This is a genomic window from Xenorhabdus stockiae (assembly GCF_002632825.1).
Lineage (GTDB): Bacteria > Pseudomonadota > Gammaproteobacteria > Enterobacterales > Enterobacteriaceae > Xenorhabdus > Xenorhabdus stockiae.
In genome coordinates this window covers 1-16,934 of record NZ_NJAJ01000055.1, presented here as the reverse complement: position 1 = coordinate 16,934, position 16,934 = coordinate 1, and the positions used below count along the sequence as shown (strand labels likewise).

At 45.7% G+C, this 16,934-nt stretch carries 25 protein-coding genes and 4 pseudogenes; 20 read left to right on the top strand and 9 right to left on the bottom strand.

The features are described 5' to 3' along the window. Positions 1-165: 165 nt before the first annotated feature. The 4 genes and pseudogenes from Xsto_RS22395 to Xsto_RS18705 form a co-directional block, all read right to left on the bottom strand. A complete protein-coding gene (locus Xsto_RS22395) occupies positions 166-312 on the bottom strand; it encodes a DUF4431 domain-containing protein (RefSeq protein WP_244590449.1) in 147 nt (48 codons plus the stop codon). Positions 313-430: 118 nt separating this feature from the next. Beyond that, entirely contained in the window at positions 431-811 is a 381-nt protein-coding gene (locus tag Xsto_RS22390) for a lysozyme inhibitor LprI family protein (protein WP_244590447.1), read from the bottom strand. Between the two features lie 798 nt (positions 812-1,609). Further along, a pseudogene (locus Xsto_RS22385) lies at positions 1,610-1,879 on the bottom strand (phage tail tube protein); the annotation flags it as partial. A gap of 9 nt (positions 1,880-1,888) precedes the next feature. Continuing rightward, positions 1,889-2,884: pseudogene (locus Xsto_RS18705) on the bottom strand (phage tail sheath subtilisin-like domain-containing protein); the annotation flags it as partial. Positions 2,885-2,891: 7 nt separating this feature from the next. Between Xsto_RS18705 and Xsto_RS18700 the strand changes: the two are divergent. The 5 genes and pseudogenes from Xsto_RS18700 (at position 2,892) to Xsto_RS18685 (ending at position 6,059) form a co-directional block, all read left to right on the top strand. After that, positions 2,892-3,134: a helix-turn-helix transcriptional regulator gene (locus Xsto_RS18700; protein WP_422646218.1), complete on the top strand. Its 243-nt coding sequence runs from the start codon at positions 2,892-2,894 to the stop codon at positions 3,132-3,134. Beyond that, positions 3,127-3,279, top strand: coding sequence for a hypothetical protein (locus tag Xsto_RS21670; RefSeq protein WP_169926693.1), 153 nt, complete (start codon positions 3,127-3,129; stop codon positions 3,277-3,279). Before Xsto_RS18700 ends, Xsto_RS21670 begins: the two co-directional genes overlap by 8 nt. After that, positions 3,242-4,666, top strand: a pseudogene (locus Xsto_RS18695) (DEAD/DEAH box helicase); the annotation flags it as partial. The gene Xsto_RS21670 and the pseudogene Xsto_RS18695, both read left to right, overlap by 38 nt. Then, on the top strand, positions 4,663-5,640 hold the full coding sequence (locus tag Xsto_RS18690) for a toprim domain-containing protein (protein ID WP_099126034.1): 978 nt from the start codon (positions 4,663-4,665) through the stop codon (positions 5,638-5,640). The pseudogene Xsto_RS18695 and the gene Xsto_RS18690, both read left to right, overlap by 4 nt. After that, positions 5,640-6,059, top strand: coding sequence for an antiterminator Q family protein (locus tag Xsto_RS18685; RefSeq protein ID WP_099126033.1), 420 nt, complete (start codon positions 5,640-5,642; stop codon positions 6,057-6,059). The genes Xsto_RS18690 and Xsto_RS18685 overlap by 1 nt, the downstream gene beginning before the upstream one ends. 418 nt (positions 6,060-6,477) lie before the next feature. Here Xsto_RS18685 and Xsto_RS18680 read toward each other — a convergent pair whose 3' ends face one another. After that, positions 6,478-6,750 carry a hypothetical protein gene (locus Xsto_RS18680; protein WP_099126032.1) on the bottom strand — a complete coding sequence of 91 codons (273 nt, stop codon included), beginning with the start codon at positions 6,748-6,750 and terminating at the stop codon, positions 6,478-6,480. Positions 6,751-7,406: 656 nt separating this feature from the next. Here Xsto_RS18680 and Xsto_RS18675 point away from each other — a divergent pair. After that, positions 7,407-7,826: pseudogene (locus tag Xsto_RS18675) on the top strand (DUF7823 domain-containing protein); the annotation flags it as partial. Positions 7,827-8,013: 187 nt separating this feature from the next. Next, positions 8,014-8,349: a hypothetical protein gene (locus Xsto_RS21245; RefSeq protein WP_141554541.1), complete on the top strand. Its 336-nt coding sequence runs from the start codon at positions 8,014-8,016 to the stop codon at positions 8,347-8,349. Here Xsto_RS21245 and Xsto_RS23040 read toward each other — a convergent pair. Further along, entirely contained in the window at positions 8,264-8,728 is a 465-nt protein-coding gene (locus tag Xsto_RS23040; RefSeq protein ID WP_099126030.1) for an ECs1072 family phage-associated protein, read from the bottom strand. The two genes, Xsto_RS21245 and Xsto_RS23040, sit on opposite strands and share 86 nt — an antisense overlap. A gap of 167 nt (positions 8,729-8,895) precedes the next feature. On the opposite strand from Xsto_RS23040, the gene Xsto_RS18665 reads away from it, so the two are divergent. Genes Xsto_RS18665 through Xsto_RS18635 form a run of 7 tightly spaced genes read left to right on the top strand, consistent with a single transcriptional unit; the run spans position 8,896 to position 11,134 of the window. After that, on the top strand, positions 8,896-9,228 hold the full coding sequence (locus Xsto_RS18665; RefSeq protein ID WP_211284352.1) for a phage holin, lambda family: 333 nt from the start codon (positions 8,896-8,898) through the stop codon (positions 9,226-9,228). Beyond that, complete coding sequence (locus Xsto_RS18660) at positions 9,209-9,538, top strand: hypothetical protein (protein WP_099126028.1); 330 nt, start codon at positions 9,209-9,211, stop codon at positions 9,536-9,538. Before Xsto_RS18665 ends, Xsto_RS18660 begins: the two co-directional genes overlap by 20 nt. Then, on the top strand, positions 9,535-9,735 hold the full coding sequence (locus Xsto_RS18655) for a hypothetical protein (RefSeq protein ID WP_099126027.1): 201 nt from the start codon (positions 9,535-9,537) through the stop codon (positions 9,733-9,735). The genes Xsto_RS18660 and Xsto_RS18655 overlap by 4 nt, the downstream gene beginning before the upstream one ends. A gap of 16 nt (positions 9,736-9,751) precedes the next feature. Next, entirely contained in the window at positions 9,752-10,186 is a 435-nt protein-coding gene (locus Xsto_RS18650; RefSeq protein ID WP_099126026.1) for a lysozyme, read from the top strand. Between the two features lie 51 nt (positions 10,187-10,237). After that, positions 10,238-10,456 (top strand): hypothetical protein, encoded by a 219-nt coding sequence (locus Xsto_RS18645; RefSeq protein ID WP_099126025.1) that lies wholly within the window; start codon positions 10,238-10,240, stop codon positions 10,454-10,456. Next, positions 10,453-10,926, top strand: a complete 474-nt coding sequence (locus Xsto_RS18640; protein ID WP_099126024.1) for a lysis protein — start codon at positions 10,453-10,455, stop codon at positions 10,924-10,926. Before Xsto_RS18645 ends, Xsto_RS18640 begins: the two co-directional genes overlap by 4 nt. Then, complete coding sequence (locus tag Xsto_RS18635; RefSeq protein ID WP_099126023.1) at positions 10,907-11,134, top strand: Acb2/Tad1 domain-containing protein; 228 nt, start codon at positions 10,907-10,909, stop codon at positions 11,132-11,134. The genes Xsto_RS18640 and Xsto_RS18635 overlap by 20 nt, the downstream gene beginning before the upstream one ends. A gap of 157 nt (positions 11,135-11,291) precedes the next feature. On the opposite strand, the gene Xsto_RS21240 is transcribed toward Xsto_RS18635, so the two are convergent. Beyond that, positions 11,292-11,489 carry a hypothetical protein gene (locus Xsto_RS21240; RefSeq protein WP_141554540.1) on the bottom strand — a complete coding sequence of 66 codons (198 nt, stop codon included), beginning with the start codon at positions 11,487-11,489 and terminating at the stop codon, positions 11,292-11,294. 282 nt (positions 11,490-11,771) lie between these two features. Between Xsto_RS21240 and Xsto_RS18630 the strand changes: the two genes are divergently transcribed. Continuing rightward, positions 11,772-12,332, top strand: a complete 561-nt coding sequence (locus tag Xsto_RS18630) for a BRO-N domain-containing protein (RefSeq protein ID WP_099126022.1) — start codon at positions 11,772-11,774, stop codon at positions 12,330-12,332. Between the two features lie 184 nt (positions 12,333-12,516). On the opposite strand, the gene Xsto_RS21665 is transcribed toward Xsto_RS18630, so the two are convergent. Further along, positions 12,517-12,663 carry a hypothetical protein gene (locus tag Xsto_RS21665; protein WP_169926692.1) on the bottom strand — a complete coding sequence of 49 codons (147 nt, stop codon included), beginning with the start codon at positions 12,661-12,663 and terminating at the stop codon, positions 12,517-12,519. A 79-nt stretch (positions 12,664-12,742) separates the two neighbouring features. Here Xsto_RS21665 and Xsto_RS18625 point away from each other — a divergent pair, with 79 nt between their 5' ends. Continuing rightward, positions 12,743-12,955 carry a hypothetical protein gene (locus Xsto_RS18625; protein WP_141554539.1) on the top strand — a complete coding sequence of 71 codons (213 nt, stop codon included), beginning with the start codon at positions 12,743-12,745 and terminating at the stop codon, positions 12,953-12,955. On the opposite strand, the gene ghoS is transcribed toward Xsto_RS18625, so the two are convergent. Continuing rightward, positions 12,952-13,242: a type V toxin-antitoxin system endoribonuclease antitoxin GhoS gene (gene ghoS, locus Xsto_RS18620; protein WP_099126020.1), complete on the bottom strand. Its 291-nt coding sequence runs from the start codon at positions 13,240-13,242 to the stop codon at positions 12,952-12,954. The two genes, Xsto_RS18625 and ghoS, sit on opposite strands and share 4 nt — an antisense overlap. A gap of 125 nt (positions 13,243-13,367) precedes the next feature. Between ghoS and Xsto_RS18615 the strand changes: the two genes are divergently transcribed. The 4 genes from Xsto_RS18615 (at position 13,368) to Xsto_RS18600 (ending at position 16,852) form a co-directional block, all read left to right on the top strand. Further along, complete coding sequence (locus Xsto_RS18615) at positions 13,368-14,027, top strand: hypothetical protein (RefSeq protein WP_099126019.1); 660 nt, start codon at positions 13,368-13,370, stop codon at positions 14,025-14,027. Positions 14,028-14,039: 12 nt separating this feature from the next. Then, positions 14,040-14,450, top strand: coding sequence for a hypothetical protein (locus tag Xsto_RS18610; protein ID WP_099126018.1), 411 nt, complete (start codon positions 14,040-14,042; stop codon positions 14,448-14,450). Positions 14,451-14,571: 121 nt separating this feature from the next. Beyond that, on the top strand, positions 14,572-15,153 hold the full coding sequence (locus Xsto_RS18605) for an RNA polymerase subunit sigma-70 (RefSeq protein ID WP_099126017.1): 582 nt from the start codon (positions 14,572-14,574) through the stop codon (positions 15,151-15,153). Further along, the gene (locus Xsto_RS18600) at positions 15,128-16,852 is read left to right on the top strand and encodes a phage terminase large subunit family protein (RefSeq protein ID WP_244590446.1); all 1,725 of its coding nucleotides are present in this window, start codon (positions 15,128-15,130) and stop codon (positions 16,850-16,852) included. The genes Xsto_RS18605 and Xsto_RS18600 overlap by 26 nt, the downstream gene beginning before the upstream one ends. Positions 16,853-16,934: the final 82 nt, after the last annotated feature.

Here is a 16,934-nt window from a genome sequence, read left to right as displayed (position 1 = left end):
TATACATGCCTGAGGATCTCCACGATTTTGTTTTCTTTAGCAAAAACTTTGATCGTGCCTCAGGCACTTTAGTTCCCTTCTTAAGCGAAGCTCAGGTTAATTAATAGTCATTAACAGAATTTATTCCCCAAAATAGGATAAAGCCTCTTGACGCAGCTATTTAGTTTAACGTCTTACAGACTCTATCTTATCAACAAGACACATTACTGGAGTTTTATGATGTATCGTAACTGCATGGTATAAATTACATGTCACTGACACTTTCTTTCCTATTAGTTTTTCAAAGATATTCCATTGTTCTTTTTTAGTCATAGCCAATTGCATCACGGCAACACCATGCTCAAAAGGTTCTGTTTCATCGTAAACACCATCACTAGATGAAACAGAAATAAGATGATCCAATCTTAATGACGGAAAGCCCTCCAATTCACTATTTTAAAGTGCCTTTAAATTTTGCTGACGTATTGTAAAAATAAGTGCTGTTGGCTTTTTCACCTTCTTCTCTGGTTGCTGCAATTCGATGGTATATTTCAGATGATTGTCTGTACCAATCTTGAAGGCATTTGACCGTATCGCAATTCTTCTCACGTAGCTTCCAGTTTTTCCTGACTAATGCTTTAAAACCGTCACTATTATCTGTAGCTATTTTTGCGTGAGTATAAGCGATAAGTAGGGCATCATCAGCCTGAGACAGGATCGGTGTGGCGCAAATCAGCTTCTCAGTCTTGCTTGTTGCCTTTGCACAATCGAAACTGGCAGAACTAGCCACAGTTGATACCAGAAACAAGAAAGCAGCTATTTTCTTTAGCACTTGTCTCCCTCCGACAGAAAATTTCAATGTGAGTTACCATATTAATAATATAATAAAAGTAATATTTTTGAGCAAAAAACAATCAAATCAAGGTTGCTGCATGGAAGTTGTCACTTTTCCCCCAGGCTTTGACTGAAATCTTTGGCGTTCTCCCGTCTTATCATTAACTAAAGTGACTTCGAGTTGAAATGGTTTGCCTGCAATGGCTTCTTGAAATGCCTTTGCCATGCTCTGTACGATATCCATCTGTGATTCAGACTCTTTTTTATTACCATAAAGCGATGGTTCGGGCTGCGACTCTCGTTTATTTCGAGGATGCTGCAAGCGTTGCTCTCTAATTATTTCTGGTTTTCGTAATCCCCTCCAGCGATCGCTATGAATAGCGTCATTAACACCCTCTTTTATCTGCTCATAGCTATATGGGTTTATATTGTCATTTTCATGTTTAATCATGGCAGCCATCAGGTTATTTAACACCTCTGGGTCATGCATATCTAGGCGTTGATTACGGGCGTATCCAGTTCGTTGAGAAACTGAACGTACATAAGCCTCTGTATTGTTTCCGGCCTCTTCAGAAGCGTATTTATCAAGAAAGAGTTCAATAGTATTAAGACCCCTTTCTGCATCGAGCATCAACTGACGAGCCATTGCCGATAAACCATCATGGGCCGTGTCAAATTTCACATAAGTATGATTATTACCATAATCTTTACCCACAGCATGAGGAGCTGCTGTTAAATTACCGGGATTATTATTGCGAATACCGCGAGGTTGCCTTCCAGATTCTTTTAGCGGGTTAATGGTCTTGCCGTTCGCCAGTTCCACCACGATGGTGACGTTGGTCTGGTTGTTAAAATCCGCCACCGTCGTACCGCCGCTGTCACGTACCCGACAGGAGATATACGGGGCATTGGGTTTTTCTTTGTACCCGTGGACATAATCCATACCGGTTAATGTTTCACGGGTAATGGTGGAGGGACTGTAGGTAAAATCCCCGACCACCATAATGGAGATCCCGTTAACGCTGGCATAAGCCGTGCCTGCCAGCCGGTTAGTGGTATTTCCCATGAGGGTTCCTTATGAAGTGGGTTGCAGTCGGAACTGGTTTAACAGGGCAAAGACCCGCAACTGATTAATCAGCGTGCCTGTCCAGAGAACATCGAGCCGGTTCGGGTTCTGGGCGTTAATTTCCACCTTCAGACCATCCGCAAAGGCTTTTGAGTCCTGCACATAGCCGTTGTACTCCAGTGTCTTGTATTGAGCGATCAGCTCTGCCCTGACAATATTGGGCGTCACAATCGCCGAGCCAGGGGCAAAACGGGTGCCGTCTTTTGCCAGTTTCATTCGGCCCAACTTTGACGTAATTTGAGTACGGATGTAGCGCGAGACGTACATCAGCAAAAACAGCGTTTCTATCTGGAGATAGCTGTCATCGTTGTCGCCATACGGGTTTTTCTGGTAGGTGCTGATGAGGTTCTCAATCTGTACCGTGCCATCGTCCGCGACCGTAAACGTGGAAATCCCACTGTGTAACAGGTTATTGCGGTCCATCAGGTCAAGCTGGTGTTCTGCGGCTGGCGATAATACCCCTGCCACCGGCAAGGTTTGCAGTGGCCTGCCGGGGTCATTTCGGAGGCTCGGTGCTACGGCACCAGTGATTGCTGCCGCCCAGATGTAGTCCGGTGTCGGGGATTTGGTGACCCCTAACAGCGTCTCATGCTGGTTATTACGCCGCTCACCCGCATCGGCTAACTCGCCATAGGTGCCACTGACCACGCTGAACGCATGGCCGTACAATTGCTGCTCCCATGACCAGCGCCCACCGGTATCAGACAAGAAGGCTTTGACTTCATCCAGTGACACGGTGTCGGTGTACGGGTTGACGATAAAATCAAAGGCCCGGTCATTTAAATTCGCCAGACCGTCTTTCAGCTCGGGGGCGCCTGCGCCGCCGGTCATGGGTGTGATGCGTAACGACATGCCGGTTGGCGTCTCTTCCCCGCCGGCCTGCCCCCGGAAATTGAGACTGATATCAATACCGTTACCGTGTGCCCCTTTGTTTTTGGCAAACAAGGTGACGGTGTTAATAGTCGCTGCTGCTTTCACCGGTAAGGCGACTTTACGGTTACCCGAAGTTTGTCGCCGTACTGGTTTAGGCAAGTCCACGGTATACAAATACATTTCCGAAGGGAAATTCCCCAAACAAATAAAGACCGGCGAACGCGCTTCTGCGTTTATCGAAAGTGAAATAGATGCCTGGATTAATCAGCGCATTATTGCCGCTCGCTTAGATGAACGTTTGGAGTCAGTGCGTAATGGCTAATACAGATATTTTATCTGTACCTATTGCCCGGCAATTTACAGGCTTATTTTTGCTGGTGGATATACGGGCAAGGTTATTACCACAAACCAAATTAATTCTACTGCTGTACCATCCTCGTAGACCAGACTGCGAAAAATTTTGTTAAGTACGGCTTGCCAGCACACGAAATCAGTTATGTGTGGCGTGACCATCCGAACTACGACCCGACCCGGCTCATTCAGATTGCGTCAGCCGATACGATTATCCGCCGTGAGTTCCCGGACAATATCGATCTGTTGATTATCGACGAGGCCCACCTGCGCCGTAAGCGGATGCTGGAAATTATCCGTGATAGTGATATCCCGGTCATTGGGTTATCAGGCACGCCATTTGCCCCGTTCCTCGGTCATTACTACGAAAAACTGATTAAGCCGACCACCATGAAAGAGCTGATCCAGCGTGGTGATTTAAGCCGGTATGAATTCTATGCGCCAATGAAACCGGATTTAAGTGGGGTGAAATCCAATAGCAGCGCGGAATTCGGCAGTGATTATAAAGAGGCTGAGATTGCTGAAATCATGTGTGGTGCTGATCTGGTGGGCGATATCGTGAGTAACTGGTTAGCCAATGGTAATAATCAGCCAACGATCTGTTTTTGCGTCACGGTCAGTCATGCCAACTTTGTCACGGTCGAATTTGATCGCGCCGGGGTGAATGCAGAGATTATTACCGCCCAGACCCCCCACGAAGAACGGCAGATTATTATTCACCGCTTCGAGCAGGGCGCAACGAAAGTCATTGTGAATGTTGGCACCTTAATTGCCGGGTTTGATAGTGATGTGCGCTGCATCATTTATGCAAGGCCCACCAAATCAGAGATTCGTTGGACTCAATGTCTCGGCAGAGGCTTACGTACCGCGCCGGGTAAAGAAACCTGCCTTATCTTCGATCACTCCGGCACCGTCCACCGTCTCGGCTATCCCGATGATATCGAATATGACGAGCTGCCCAGTAAAAATGATGGCATGAAGACTAACTCCAGCCACCGGGAGCAGGAAAAGCGGGAGAAGCTGCCGAAAGAATGTCCCAGCTGTCACTACATGAAGCCTGCCGGAGTCTATGTCTGCCCGAAGTGTGATTTTAAGCCACTGACCGGGGAAGACATCGACGTAGATACCAGCCGCTCTATCCAAAAACTCAGTAAAAAAGAGCGGGTTTACACCCAGGCTGAAAAGCAGAGTTTCTACTCGCAATTAAAGTATTACCAGAATCAACGGGCTTCACAGGGTAAGACGTTCAGTGATGGTTGGGTAGCCAATACGTTTAAGGAAAAGTTCGGTGTCTGGCCTCGCGGTTTTCATGACACCCCGCAGGAACTGACCCCCGAAGTGAACAACTTCATCAAGCATAAGCAAATTCAGTGGGCGAAGTCTCGCAAGAAAGCCGAGCAAGCCCCCGCTAAAGAGCAGCTCTCACTTGAGCCTGATGTGATTCAGCACCGCCTCAGTGATATCCGTGAACGCTTCGGTATGCCACAGGGAGAAACACGATGAACAGAATCAAAACCGCCGATGCCGTCATCGGTCGCTGGCCTGAGATTTTTAATTACTACCAGTTACCACCCGTAACCGGCAAGCGTCACTTTAAAGGAAAATGCCCGATATGCGAGCGGAAAGGCAGCTTTCGTATTGATGATCGGGAAGGCAGAGGCACGTTCATTTGTACCTGCAATGCCGGGGATGGCTGGAAGCTACTCACCCTGACGCAGGGAAAAGAGTACAAGACATTGGCGGACGAGATTGATCTGTTGCTGGGTATCCAATCGGACAAACGCAGCACAGTGAAAAAAGAAACCAATATCACCGCGTTCCGCAACAAAGTCACGGCCTGCTACGCCAATTTATCCCACCTGAGAGGTACACAGGGTGAGGCTTATCTGCGTAATCGAGGCATTCATGTTCTGCCTGCTGATAACGTGAAATATTGCGCCGAACAGCCTGTCCGCAACGGCACCCTGCAAGCGATATGGGCACTGGCTACCGATTCAAAAGGGTTAGCGTGTTATCTGCACCGGACGTATTTAGACGGGGGCAGAAAGGCCAACATTACTCCGCAAAAGAAACTCGATGCGATGCAGGAAGAGAATTATCGCACCTATGCCCAATCAGTGGCTATTCGTCTGTTTCCGGTGGATTCCACACTGGGGATTGCCGAAGGGATTGAGACTGCCTTGTCCTGTAAGCAAATTTACGGCGTGAACACATGGTCAACCATGAATGCCGGGTATATGGCGAAATTCATTGCCCCACAGGGCGTGAAGCATCTCATTGTCTTTGCAGATAACGACTGGAGCGCCACGGGTCATGCTGCCGCGATGGAGTGCGCCCGTAAGAATTTACAGGCGAATAACGATGTTGAAAAAGTCAGCGTTCGCTGGCCCGACCGTGGGGATTTTAATGACCTGCTCCAGAACGGGGATCAGGCCAGAGGAATAGAGTTTACGAGAAAGACAGCGGAGACAGCATAATGCGTGATATTCAGATGGTATTGGAACGCTGGGGAGCATGGGCGGCTGATAACAGTGACGGTGTTTACTGGTCATCCATTGCAGCAGGTTTTAAGGGGTTAATCCCGAACAGAGTGAAATCACGCCCACAATGCTGTGATGATGATGCCCTCATAATTTCTAGCTGCATGGCGAGACTGAACAAGAATAATAACGAGGCACATGATTTGCTATTTGATTATTACGTCTTTGGTAAAACGTTCATGCAATTGGCGCGAAATCATGAGTGTTCTGATGGACACATCGGGAAGAAGCTTCAAAAGGCCGAAGGTGTTATTGAAGGTATGTTAATGATGCTGGATGTCGCACTGGAAATGGACAAATGCGTCCAGTTAGCACCGCAGAGTATTAGCTCCCATCAATTATGCAGTAACTTCTAAAAATAGCTTTACGTACGTAAAAATGCTGCTATTGTGATAAGAGTGATAGCAATGTCACACAGCTTATTAATTTCAGACCTCGCACTCGCGGGGTTTTTTGTTTGTGTCAAAAGTAATATCCTAAACAATCATCTATGCCATTTGTTGACCGTTCACATATGTTAAAATCTCGCCGCACGGGGGTGAATGAGACTTTAATCACGTGAGCGGTCAGCCAATGGTGTAGCAATCTTGATATCGAAATGATTCAAGTGTTCGTGAGAGAACACCCCTTCATGCTATATAAATCAGTTGATTAACCTGATTTTCAGCGAAAAAGAGATCACCCCATGCAAGATGAGTTCGATGGATTTATTCAACTACCGAGGATTTATTGCTTTATAAAAAGCCACCAAACTGGCGGCTATGTAATATGACATCATTTACTCTTTATAGTCAGAATTGCAGCTTCGGGAGTCTCTCCATTTGAAGCAATCGAAGCTAAAACATTTTCACCTTCAAAATTGAATTTTTTCGTTGCATTATTGGTAGTAATAACAGCTTTTCCCCCATTGCTATATATCACTGTTCTAATGGAAATATCTTTACCATTTTCAGTTGTATCAGAAACTGAATTTGTCGTGTCTACATTAATGGAAGATACCGGGCAATCAAAAGATACCTCACCATCTTCTTGTTGGTTTATTTTCATCAAATCTCCTAAGGGTAAAAAATGGCAATAACCTTCACAGGTAAAGAATTTATTATTTCTTCACCAAAAATTATCGTAAGTGGTTTTTTCTTAAGTAAGCAAGAGCCCCATTTTGTCAATGTGAGTAGCATCTCGAACATTACGAGTTATCCAACCCCTGCAAAATATGCAGTAGTTCGAAATCCCGTGAGTTCGGGATGTTCAGAGTAATATCCTTGTCACCTCCTTGAGAGGCATTAAGACCTGTTTAAGGTGCGTCTACTCAGGCTACCGTCTGGATGACGGTATTGTTGAAAGTTATTCTACAGTATCGGAACAAATTCAAGTAGTTAGATCAGGGTCGAGCAGCACCATATACCATATTAAATCAGTATGTTATATGTGATTTTGGTTGATGTAAGCAGCATCTCGATCCCTACAAATTAAGTCATATCAGCACCAAACTTCAAATATACACCTCACTGAATCACGCACTCGACTAACAGATAAACTTTATAATACGCCACCCTATTTTAAGGCGTATTGATTCTATTACAGGCTATTCAATTGAGATAAGAACCTGACCTCAGTAATATTAACTGGCTAGTTAGCAGTAGGATGAAATGACCTTTAACGAATAATAAAGTGAGGTGTTTATGTCTGATGTTAATAAGCTGGATGATTGCATGTTGTCTTTTGATCTTAAAATAGGAACTCGCCAATTTAGTGACAGTGATGGTCAATATTGGGGGTGTTTAGTTACAAGTGTATTTACTTTTGGCACTTTGACTAACCTTCAAAGTACTATAGATATTAAAAGCATTTTAGCGTTTGTTTTAGTTGAGGCTCCCATCGATGCTTTTAATTTAATACAATTTCAATTTGACATTCAAAACCAACTAGGCTTAGCCAGTAAGAATCTTGAGGTAACAGTTGGTGGTTTCACTTATTATCTAGGCTCTGCCTACGCTTCTGGCGCTTCTGGCCATGATCCTAAAACTTATTTCAACTATAATTCTGATGGCGCAAAACAACTAGGAGACCTACTAAAACAAAACGTAGGTAACACATTGTCTTTTTGCTTCAACTGGAAATAAATTACACCCTGAATTCAAGGCTGCTTAATGCGGCCTTTTCTGTTTATGCCACCGCAATCACTCCCATAACCTCAGTATCTCCTATTGCGGCTGGCACCTTATAACACTGCCCGACAGCGGGGATCGGCTCCCGCACCTATTCACTACAGGGTCGCTTAGGCGGCCTTTTTTCGTCTAGAGGAATCACATGAAAGAGACCGGTATAATCAAAAAAAATGATATAGCACTTGATGGCGATGAAGAGTTATTGCCATATTGGATTTCAGTTCGATCACGAGAGCTGGAAAACAACCAGCCTTATATTGTCCGGGATGCATTAAGTGATGAGGATTTGTATTATTGGCTGAGATATCAAGCGGAAATGTTAAAAGCGTACATTGATGCTAAAAACGAAAAAGCCGCAGAGTTAGAGCGGCTTCAGGAGATTGAAAAAATCATTAAGAAATATCAACCTCTAGTGGAGCAAGAAAAATTTTATTTTCCTCATGTTCCCATTCTTCAGGAAGAAAGTTATCAAAAGTAATAGATACATCCGGCATCATATGTATTTCAGTATAGCGTTTGGCTTCGGGGGATAGATGTTTAATCTTTATTTCGTCTTGTAAGGTCAATATTTTATCCTCAAGAGACATTGATTTAATTAAACCTATGTTATTCCCTGTTTTGATAAAAATTTTGTGATTCAGCGCTTTTTCACCATTAAGTGGCTCAAAAATGGTCGCGTACTTTTCTCTGTGTTGCCTAAGTATATCCTCCAAGATGAATATTTGAAGGGTGCGTAAAAACACCTTGGACTGTTCGGCAGATTGACTAAATGACGTTATAAGTGGATTAACTTTAATGTTTCTAACAGAAAAGATACGACGGTTAATAGTATTCCATAGGTCCGAATAATTACTCATATTGATTTCTCACCGAAGCTAATCAGCCATCGCTTCGAATGGTTAATATTTTGGCTGATCTAACAACATACCTTAACTATCAATTTATTACTTTTAACCAATTCACAGGGGCGACCACAGACTCACCCCACGGACGCCCATTGTTCTGATGGGGTGGAAATATGAAGATGAAAGAAGATCCTAATATCTGGGTACACCTCAGTGACTGGCTCGTGTCGGTCAGAGAGCAAGGCATCTTGGCGACGCTTGCCGGGACGATGGCATTTCTTCGCGGTCGCTATCACGGCGGCGGCTGGTTAAAGGTCTCCATCGATGCCTTTATGTGTGCCATGTTCGCTTGGTTCATTCGTGATGTATTAAATCTGTTTGGTCTGAATCCTGACTTGGCCTACATCGGTAGTGTGGTAATTGGCTATCTGGGAACAGACTTCATTGGTCAATTACTGCGTAAAGCGGCAGAGAAGAAAGCGGGAGGCAGTAATGGCAACAACGAGATGTAGTGAGTATGTAGATGCTGTCCTGTCATTTGATTTATTTGCGGGTGATTTTGGTGATGGAACTGAACGTTGCCTGAAAGACAAAATCGGTATAACCCGCAAATCGGCTCGCTGTTATATCTGCGATGAAATAATTCCTCCGAAATCCACGGCCAGATTATCAACATGGGTTTTTGACGGTGAAATCATGCATTACCGCTGCTGTACCATTTGCTGTGATGCGATGGCTAAATTCAATGGTGATGACGACGAACTCATTGATGATCGATATGAAATGGGTGAAACATCCCGAATGAAGACAGGTGAATCATGAATACCTATGACTTTCCTCCTTATGGCATCAGTAGCCGGATGTATCCCACCACTGTTGTTTTAGAGCGTATTACGCATTTTCAGCCCATCGACTACAACGGTAATAGTGGAACAGCTATTTTTCTGGACACTGGAGTAGAGGTTTGCACCAGTATGTGTAGTCGGGATGTTGGAAAATTACTGACTGAAGCTGAATAACAGCGGGGCACTTCTGATGAAAATCAGCAATAAAGGTTTGGAGTGCATCAAGCAATATGAAGGCCTGAAACTGAAAGCCTATCCCGATCCGGCGACTGGTGGTATTCCGTGGACGATTGGCTACGGTCATACAAAAGACGTCAAGCCGGGGCAAGTCATCACCGAACAGCAGGCCGAAGCATTCCTGCATGATGATCTTAAGCCTATTTACCTCACCCTTAAATCAGCCGTTAAGGTACCACTGACTCAGGGACAGTTTGATGCGCTGTGCTCGTTCATCTTCAATTGTGGCGCGGGTAACTTTGCTCGTTCTACCTTACTGAAGAAACTCAATGCCGGTGACTACCAAGGTGCAGCCGATGAATTTCAGAGATGGAATAAGGCAGCGGGTAAGGTGATGAACGGTCTGACTAAACGTAGGGCATCTGAACGCCAGATGTTTTTATCATGAGATTCAATCTCATCTACGGCGTATTCACACAGGCATTTGAGGTGCTGAGCGATGATTATCATTCTGGGCCCAATGATTTATGTTATCGGTTTTATTGCGGCGTTCATTATTTCTACATTGATAGAAAGACGAGAAAGCAATCCAGAGTCATTTTCTTTCATTTTGTTGATGTCATTTTTGTGGCCAGTATTGGTTGTTTTGGCACCAATTGTTTTTGGATTATTGTTTTTAAAAGAAAAGTATGACCAATTTGTCGGAAGGCAGTCATGAAGATTGGCAGCCAGTACTTCACCCTAATTGCTCTTATGATGGTCTCTGGCTTGTTCTGGTTCTACTACAGCGAGTATCAGGACAAGTCCAAAGCATACGCCAGCTTAAAATTGCAGTATGACAGTCAGATTTTCGCGATAAATAAGCAGCAAGAGCGTCTTGAACAACTTGCAAAATTAGACGAAATATACATAGAGAAACTCGCCAATGCCAAGACTGAAATCGATACTCTTCGGGCTAATGTTGCCGCTGGTCGTCGCAAGCTGCGCATCCAAGCCACCTGTCCCGTGCATGAAGCCTCTTCCTCCGGCAGCGTGGGCGATGCAACCCCCGTCGAACTCCCTAGAGAAACTGGACAAGCTGTTCTCGATATCCGAGAAGGCATCATCAACGACCGGGCGAAACTGAGGTATTTGCAGGATTACATTAAAACTGAATGCAGAGGAAATGATGGAAAACCAACACCGTAAAATCACTGGCTATCGTGAATTATCCCAAGATGAAATTGATTGCATGAACAAGATTAAGACACTAGGTGAGGAAATAGGTCAACTTTATGATCATCTCGTAAAACCCAACACAAATGTTGATATGCGTTGGTTGCTTGAAGGTCGGACTGATCTGCAAAAGGGAATCATGTGCTGGGTTCGTGCTGTGGCTCAACCAACTACATTCTGAGTAGCTACCTCAGAACAAATAATTCGGGGTTGCAGGAGTATGTTAGGGCACAGTGTAAGTGAGAGGACGGTGGGAGTGCCGTCCTACTTCGTTTTATTATAAGCACAATATGTAATTCCATACTCCCGGGTGTACCGTTGTACATTGAACTAAACAGCTACTCCATGCTGAGCTGCCTGGGGTAAACATCGAGCAAGTCGCAGAATAGGTTGGCGTTGAAGTTAAAAGCGTTGAGCCAGCTATTAGGTAAAGAAGATATTTTCTCATAGTTATTACCCGCATCGTTTACAGCATTACTACCACACAACCTGATAAACCCATCACACTGCAACAACAAGCGAATAATGCTTAACAATTAGTTATCAACTGAAACTAAACCCAATATTTCTTTACCCATTCCCTGAGTGGTTAAAGGAATACGGATAACTCATGCTGCCACTTCGTTCTCACCGCGAACCCTACGCATACGGACTGGCGGCATTTTTATTTTCACCGCGCACCGAAAGCGCATCTCAATTGCACCGAACCTAACCCTATCGAAATGAGCCTTCGAGGTCACCAGTTATGGCTGGCGAGCCTTCGGTGGGCTGGTTTCCTATTTCGGCGAAGGTTCATTTCATAGAGCAGGTAAAACGCGATGTCGAATGTCTTAGTCTTTAAAGAAAAAGAAGTCATCCCTTTTGATAATGGCGACGGGAGGATTTGGTTTACAGCAGAGACGTTGGCAGATTTGTTGGGATATGCAAACAGCAATAAGGTTTTAAATTTGTATAACCGCCATAAGGATGAGTTTACAGAAAGCATGACAACCGTGACCAAAGTGAGGATGAATGGAATAAACAATAGCTTACGAGACGTCAATACACGTTTATTCTCATCGAGGGGCGCTCATTTAATTGGAATGGTTTCCCGAACAAAGGTCGCCAAAGCACTTCGGCGGTGGTTGCTAGATTTGGCTGATAAAGAAAGCAATACGCACACCCCATCCATTGGCTACACAATTCAACAGATGCAGGACATTGTCACAAAAGCCCGAAAAGCATCAGATGAAGACTCCTCGGATGCAGGCCGTAGACTGAGAAAACGACAAGATGATCTGGTTACTCTCGATAAAGCCGAAAAGTTAATTGATGACCTCGGTCAGATGGCTCTCGGGTTGGTTGGCGGCGGTAAAAAAGAAATCGAGCATAGATTGTGATAGTTAGCGCACTTTCACGCTGGACAAAAGTCATAAACTCATTGTCTTTCAATGTCTTGCTTGTGCGCAAGGGGCTGGGCAAAACGACTTAATCCCTTGTTTTAACTCTTCTGTTTTGTGCACACCTCTTCAGGCGTATCGATACCGATATCCCTTTGCGCCGGGTTATCGCCGTCTGTCGGTATTAGCTATGACATGTCTCCTTTTCATCGAGCGTACTGACAGAATCAAAAATAACCCATGCCCCTGAGAACAACAGGTCATTATCAGCAACATCCGCTGTAGGCAGACAAAGTGATGTGACAGCCGGAGAGACGGCCTGTATTGCCATCCTGATTCACAGGGTCGTGATCGCTATACAGAAAAGCAAAGTCCGATTATCGGATATTGAATAAATAACCACTGAGGCCATGATGAAATTCAACCAATTACCCTATGAATCACAACAAGCAGCCCGTGAAGCACTAGTCCATGCACTTAATATAGAAATGGAGTCTCGCCGTTATATTGATGAGAGCAGGGCGAAATATATCGCCCGAAATATCAGAGATAGTTTTATTGCGCTTGAAACAGAAGATCCCAAAAGAGGTGGTGATGGCGCTGAAGAAGAAGCTGAAGGTTAATCTTCCTTTAAGCCAGACCACCTTCTTGTTCCGTCAGACTTAGTAACAAGAACAGATGGATTAGGTTTGACTTTTTTCGCTGTATTACGAGCTAGGTTGCGAATTTCATCTGTAGACTCATTACTACTAATTGAATATTCCGCATTGGGTAGACGGTAAACGATACCGCCTGCGGTAATAGTGCGCCCAAACCCAGCGTTTTCCATTTTTTCATGCAAATTCTCATAATCTTTAGAATCTGCATTATGTAACTCAACGCGGACTGTGAAATTTGCTTTTTTTGCCATTCTTCTTATTCCTTATTTTGATTGCAGAATAATCAACTTATCAGTTTCACTTAATTGCGGTAAGTGAGGAACTACCTAGCCTGATATGGTGAAAAGCAGGTAATACAACAAATCACGAGGTAAGCATGGCTAATCTCAAAGATCTCTCCAATCAATTAGCGGCTATCAGAAAACAAATCCCTTTTGCGATGGCTCAGGCGATGACGAGTGTGGTGCGTGATATAGAGAAAGCGCAGAAGGTCGCGTTTAATCGCAAACTGGAAAGCCCAACACCCTTTACGGTAAAGGCAGTCAGAAGCAAAGGGGCGAGAAAAGATAATCTCACCGCGAAGGTGTTTGTCTTACCCACTGCGGCCAGTTATCTGGAACCGTTCGAGGTTGGTGGAGTTCACAAACTGAATGGCTCAGCCTTACTCAACCCCAAGAACGTCAAGCTCAATAAGTATGGCAACTTACCTCGTAACAAACTGAACCAGTTAAAAGGCAAGGAAGATACATTCATTGGTGAACTCTCAACGCGGTACGGAGAAGACGTCAATGGCGTATGGCAGCGTAAGAAAGCCAAGAAAGTGAAGAAAGGCAAACGCCGCCTGAAGCGTTCACCTAACGGCACACGCAGAGCAAGAGTGAAGCAACGGCCACCAAAATTGCTTATTCGGTTCGGTGATGCACTACCCGTTGAACCTGTGCTGGGTTATCAGGAGCGGGCAAATCAAATGGCTCAGGCATTGTTACCACAAGCGATTAACAGAGCACTGAGTGAAGCAATTAAAACAGCGAAATAGAGGCTAAATATCATGATACACAGTTACACGCGACAAATGACCTTACTGAAAACACAGATAGAAGAGACATTGCGCTATGTTGAGCATATCAGATCACTAAAAGGTGACACTGAGGCTGAGGCTGTTGCGGAAGCTGACCTGAAATCATTGTTGTCATTTCATTTAAAGGAAGTGGAAGAATCACAACAACAGCGCGGTGTATGGGTTCAGGGTTGCGATGGGTCACTGGGGCCAATAGCAATAAAGAGGAACTTCAATAAAGCTAGTGAAGCGATCGACCACCTGAAAACGCTGAGCAAAGAAGAGCTAATAACTGAGTTGGTAGAAGCCGGGATAGCTGAGCATGATTCGGACAGTGATATCCGTCCATCAACGCTCGATCGCCGAAATTTCTCTCTGCCACCGAGATACTATCGCAGATGATGCAGATGAAAATGCTTGGGTCCTTCCTAAAACACTTATAAATCATGGGCATTGCGCGCCGCGATATTTCACTAGCTATAACATTTTGAAATTTGGGTAACAGGTCACGCAAGGGTAACAGATGAATCAGTCCGAATTTGCCAAATTGCATGGGGTCAGCCGCAAGACCGTCACCACGTGGAAAGCCCGTGGCTGGCTGGTTATGACGGATGACGACATCGATGTTGAAGCGTCAAACGCCAACATTGAACGCTACCGAAAAACGGTTACCCGCCGTGAGAAAAAAGCCAAAGGTAACACGCAGGGTAACAACAAGGGTAACAAGTCAGGTAACAAACAAGGTAACAGGCCTGAAGTGGATACCCCGGCAAAAATTGTGGAGCGTATCCTCACGGAGCGGGGAGCAGATATGACACTGGATGAAGCCCGCACCATGAAGGAAAATTATCTGGCGTTGCTGACTCAGCATGAGTACGACCTGAAATCCGGTCAGGTGTTACCGTGGCAGGATATGATTGATGCGGTCAGGCAGCAATACGCCCGTCTGCGTACCCGATTGATAGCTATCGCGCCTGAGCACGGTCCTCGACTGAGAGCCTTGGCAACCACCTCTACGGATACGGAGTTTGTGGCAGCCTTACAGGAAATCATCTACGAGGCGATGGAGGAATTAAGCCTTGATCACAGTAAACAGGGGGGATAATGCAGCATGGCAAAATTTTACCCTTGCACTAGATCAATGCCTGTCTGACATTCGTCCCCCGGAGCCGTTATCTTTAAGTGAGTGGGCCAATAAATACGCGGTGTTATCCAGAGAGAATGCGGCTCAAACCGGTAAGTTCCGCTCCTTTGCTTATCAGGACGGCATGATGGATGCCATTACCGATCCCGCCGTCACGCAGGTTTCCGTAATGAAGTCTGCTCGTGTAGGGTACACAAAGATACTGGATCATGTGGTGGGGTATTATCTGTCGCATGACCCGTCACCGATACTGGTCGTACAGCCCCGCGTCGAGGATGCAGAGGATTACAGTAAGGGCGAGATTGCCCCGATGCTGCGGGATACCCCGGCATTAAAAGCGCTCGCCGGTGAAGCCAAAGCCAAAGATTCCAGCCAGACTATCCTGAAAAAGACCTTTTCGAACGGGGCGAATCTGACGCTGGTCGGGGCGAACTCACCGGGTGGCTTTCGTCGTATCACCTGTCGCATCATCTTATTTGATGAGGTAGACGGTTATCCGTCAGGCGGTGCCGGTGCAGAGGGGGATCAGATAGCGCTGGGCATCAAACGTTCAGAGACCTTTTGGAACCGGAAAATTGTGCTGGGTTCCACCCCGACAGTTAAAGAAACCAGCCGGATAGAGAAAGCCTTTAAGGACAGTGACCAGCGTTACTATTACGTACCTTGTCCTCATTGTGGGGAATATCAGGTGCTGGAATGGGGTAGCCCGGACTCTCCTTATGGCATCAAATGGGAAAAGGATGAACAGGGCAATGGCTTGCCGGAGACCGCTTATTATGTCTGTCGGCATCATGGTTGTGTGATCCAGCACAGCGATAAGCCCGGCATGATAAAGCAGGGTGAGTGGCGGGCCAGTCAGCCCTTTAAAGGTCATGCTGGTTTTCATATCTGGGCAGGTTACAGTTTATTCCCGAATGCCGCATGGAAACACCTTGTGGCGGAATGGCTGCGGGTGAAAGATGACCCCCTGATGCGTCAGACCTTCATTAACCTGGTGCTGGGTGAGCCTTATGAAGACCGGGGTGAAAAAGCCCTTAGCGAGCGTAAGTTAGCTGAACGCTGTGAGGTTTGGGCCGCTGAGGTGCCGGATGGCGTGGCGTTACTGACTGCCGGGATTGATACACAAGGCGGGCGCTTTGAGATTGAGGTGGTCGGCTGGGGCCGGAATGAGGAAAGCTGGTCTATTGCTTATGATGTGATTGAAGGGGATCTGGAAACTGACGAACCATGGCGGAGACTGGATGCTTACTTAAAACAAATCTGGCGGCGGGCGGATGGTTACGGGTTTACCATTATGGCGGCTTGCATGGATTCCGGCGGTCACCATACTCAGCGGGTGTATGATTTTGCCCGTGAACGGCTGGGCAGACGCATCTGGGCCATTAAAGGGGAGTCCGCCCGGGGAGGAAAGCGATCGCCTATCTGGCCCACCAAGCGTCCGACTCCACGTAGCAAATCCAGCTTTAAGCCGATTATCATCGGGGTAAATGCGGCCAAAGATGCGATCCGGTCGCGGTTACATATTGACCCTTCTGATGCAGGCGAACCTGCTCCGGCTTATATGCACTTTCCCGCTAATCGTGATTTGAATTACTTTGGTCAGTTACTGGCAGAGCGCTCAGTGATTAAAGTGTCCGGCGGTCGGTCATGCTTCCAATAGTTAGATCTGTTATGAAAGATAGTATTCACGCTCAATGAACGTACCTACCACTTTGTCATGCATCTCTTCAGATTTGGAATAA

Bases quoted from the DNA above. Each gene is read 5' to 3' on its own strand.
- Xsto_RS22395 (WP_244590449.1), bottom strand. From the start codon at position 312: ATGACTAAAAAAGAACAATGGAATATCTTTGAAAAACTAATAGGAAAG.
- Xsto_RS21670 (WP_169926693.1), top strand. From the start codon at position 3,127: ATGGCTAATACAGATATTTTATCTGTACCTATTGCCCGGCAATTTACA.
- Xsto_RS18690 (WP_099126034.1), top strand. From the start codon at position 4,663: ATGAACAGAATCAAAACCGCCGATGCCGTCATCGGTCGCTGGCCTGAG.
- Xsto_RS18685 (WP_099126033.1), top strand. From the start codon at position 5,640: ATGCGTGATATTCAGATGGTATTGGAACGCTGGGGAGCATGGGCGGCT.
- Xsto_RS18680 (WP_099126032.1), bottom strand. From the start codon at position 6,750: ATGAAAATAAACCAACAAGAAGATGGTGAGGTATCTTTTGATTGCCCG.
- Xsto_RS21245 (WP_141554541.1), top strand. From the start codon at position 8,014: ATGAAAGAGACCGGTATAATCAAAAAAAATGATATAGCACTTGATGGC.
- Xsto_RS23040 (WP_099126030.1), bottom strand. From the start codon at position 8,728: ATGAGTAATTATTCGGACCTATGGAATACTATTAACCGTCGTATCTTT.
- Xsto_RS18665 (WP_211284352.1), top strand. From the start codon at position 8,896: ATGAAAGAAGATCCTAATATCTGGGTACACCTCAGTGACTGGCTCGTG.
- Xsto_RS18660 (WP_099126028.1), top strand. From the start codon at position 9,209: ATGGCAACAACGAGATGTAGTGAGTATGTAGATGCTGTCCTGTCATTT.
- Xsto_RS18655 (WP_099126027.1), top strand. From the start codon at position 9,535: ATGAATACCTATGACTTTCCTCCTTATGGCATCAGTAGCCGGATGTAT.
- Xsto_RS18650 (WP_099126026.1), top strand. From the start codon at position 9,752: ATGAAAATCAGCAATAAAGGTTTGGAGTGCATCAAGCAATATGAAGGC.
- Xsto_RS18645 (WP_099126025.1), top strand. From the start codon at position 10,238: ATGATTATCATTCTGGGCCCAATGATTTATGTTATCGGTTTTATTGCG.
- Xsto_RS18640 (WP_099126024.1), top strand. From the start codon at position 10,453: ATGAAGATTGGCAGCCAGTACTTCACCCTAATTGCTCTTATGATGGTC.
- Xsto_RS18635 (WP_099126023.1), top strand. From the start codon at position 10,907: ATGGAAAACCAACACCGTAAAATCACTGGCTATCGTGAATTATCCCAA.
- Xsto_RS18630 (WP_099126022.1), top strand. From the start codon at position 11,772: ATGTCGAATGTCTTAGTCTTTAAAGAAAAAGAAGTCATCCCTTTTGAT.
- Xsto_RS21665 (WP_169926692.1), bottom strand. From the start codon at position 12,663: ATGGCAATACAGGCCGTCTCTCCGGCTGTCACATCACTTTGTCTGCCT.
- Xsto_RS18625 (WP_141554539.1), top strand. From the start codon at position 12,743: ATGATGAAATTCAACCAATTACCCTATGAATCACAACAAGCAGCCCGT.
- ghoS (WP_099126020.1), bottom strand. From the start codon at position 13,242: ATGGCAAAAAAAGCAAATTTCACAGTCCGCGTTGAGTTACATAATGCA.
- Xsto_RS18615 (WP_099126019.1), top strand. From the start codon at position 13,368: ATGGCTAATCTCAAAGATCTCTCCAATCAATTAGCGGCTATCAGAAAA.
- Xsto_RS18610 (WP_099126018.1), top strand. From the start codon at position 14,040: ATGATACACAGTTACACGCGACAAATGACCTTACTGAAAACACAGATA.
- Xsto_RS18605 (WP_099126017.1), top strand. From the start codon at position 14,572: ATGAATCAGTCCGAATTTGCCAAATTGCATGGGGTCAGCCGCAAGACC.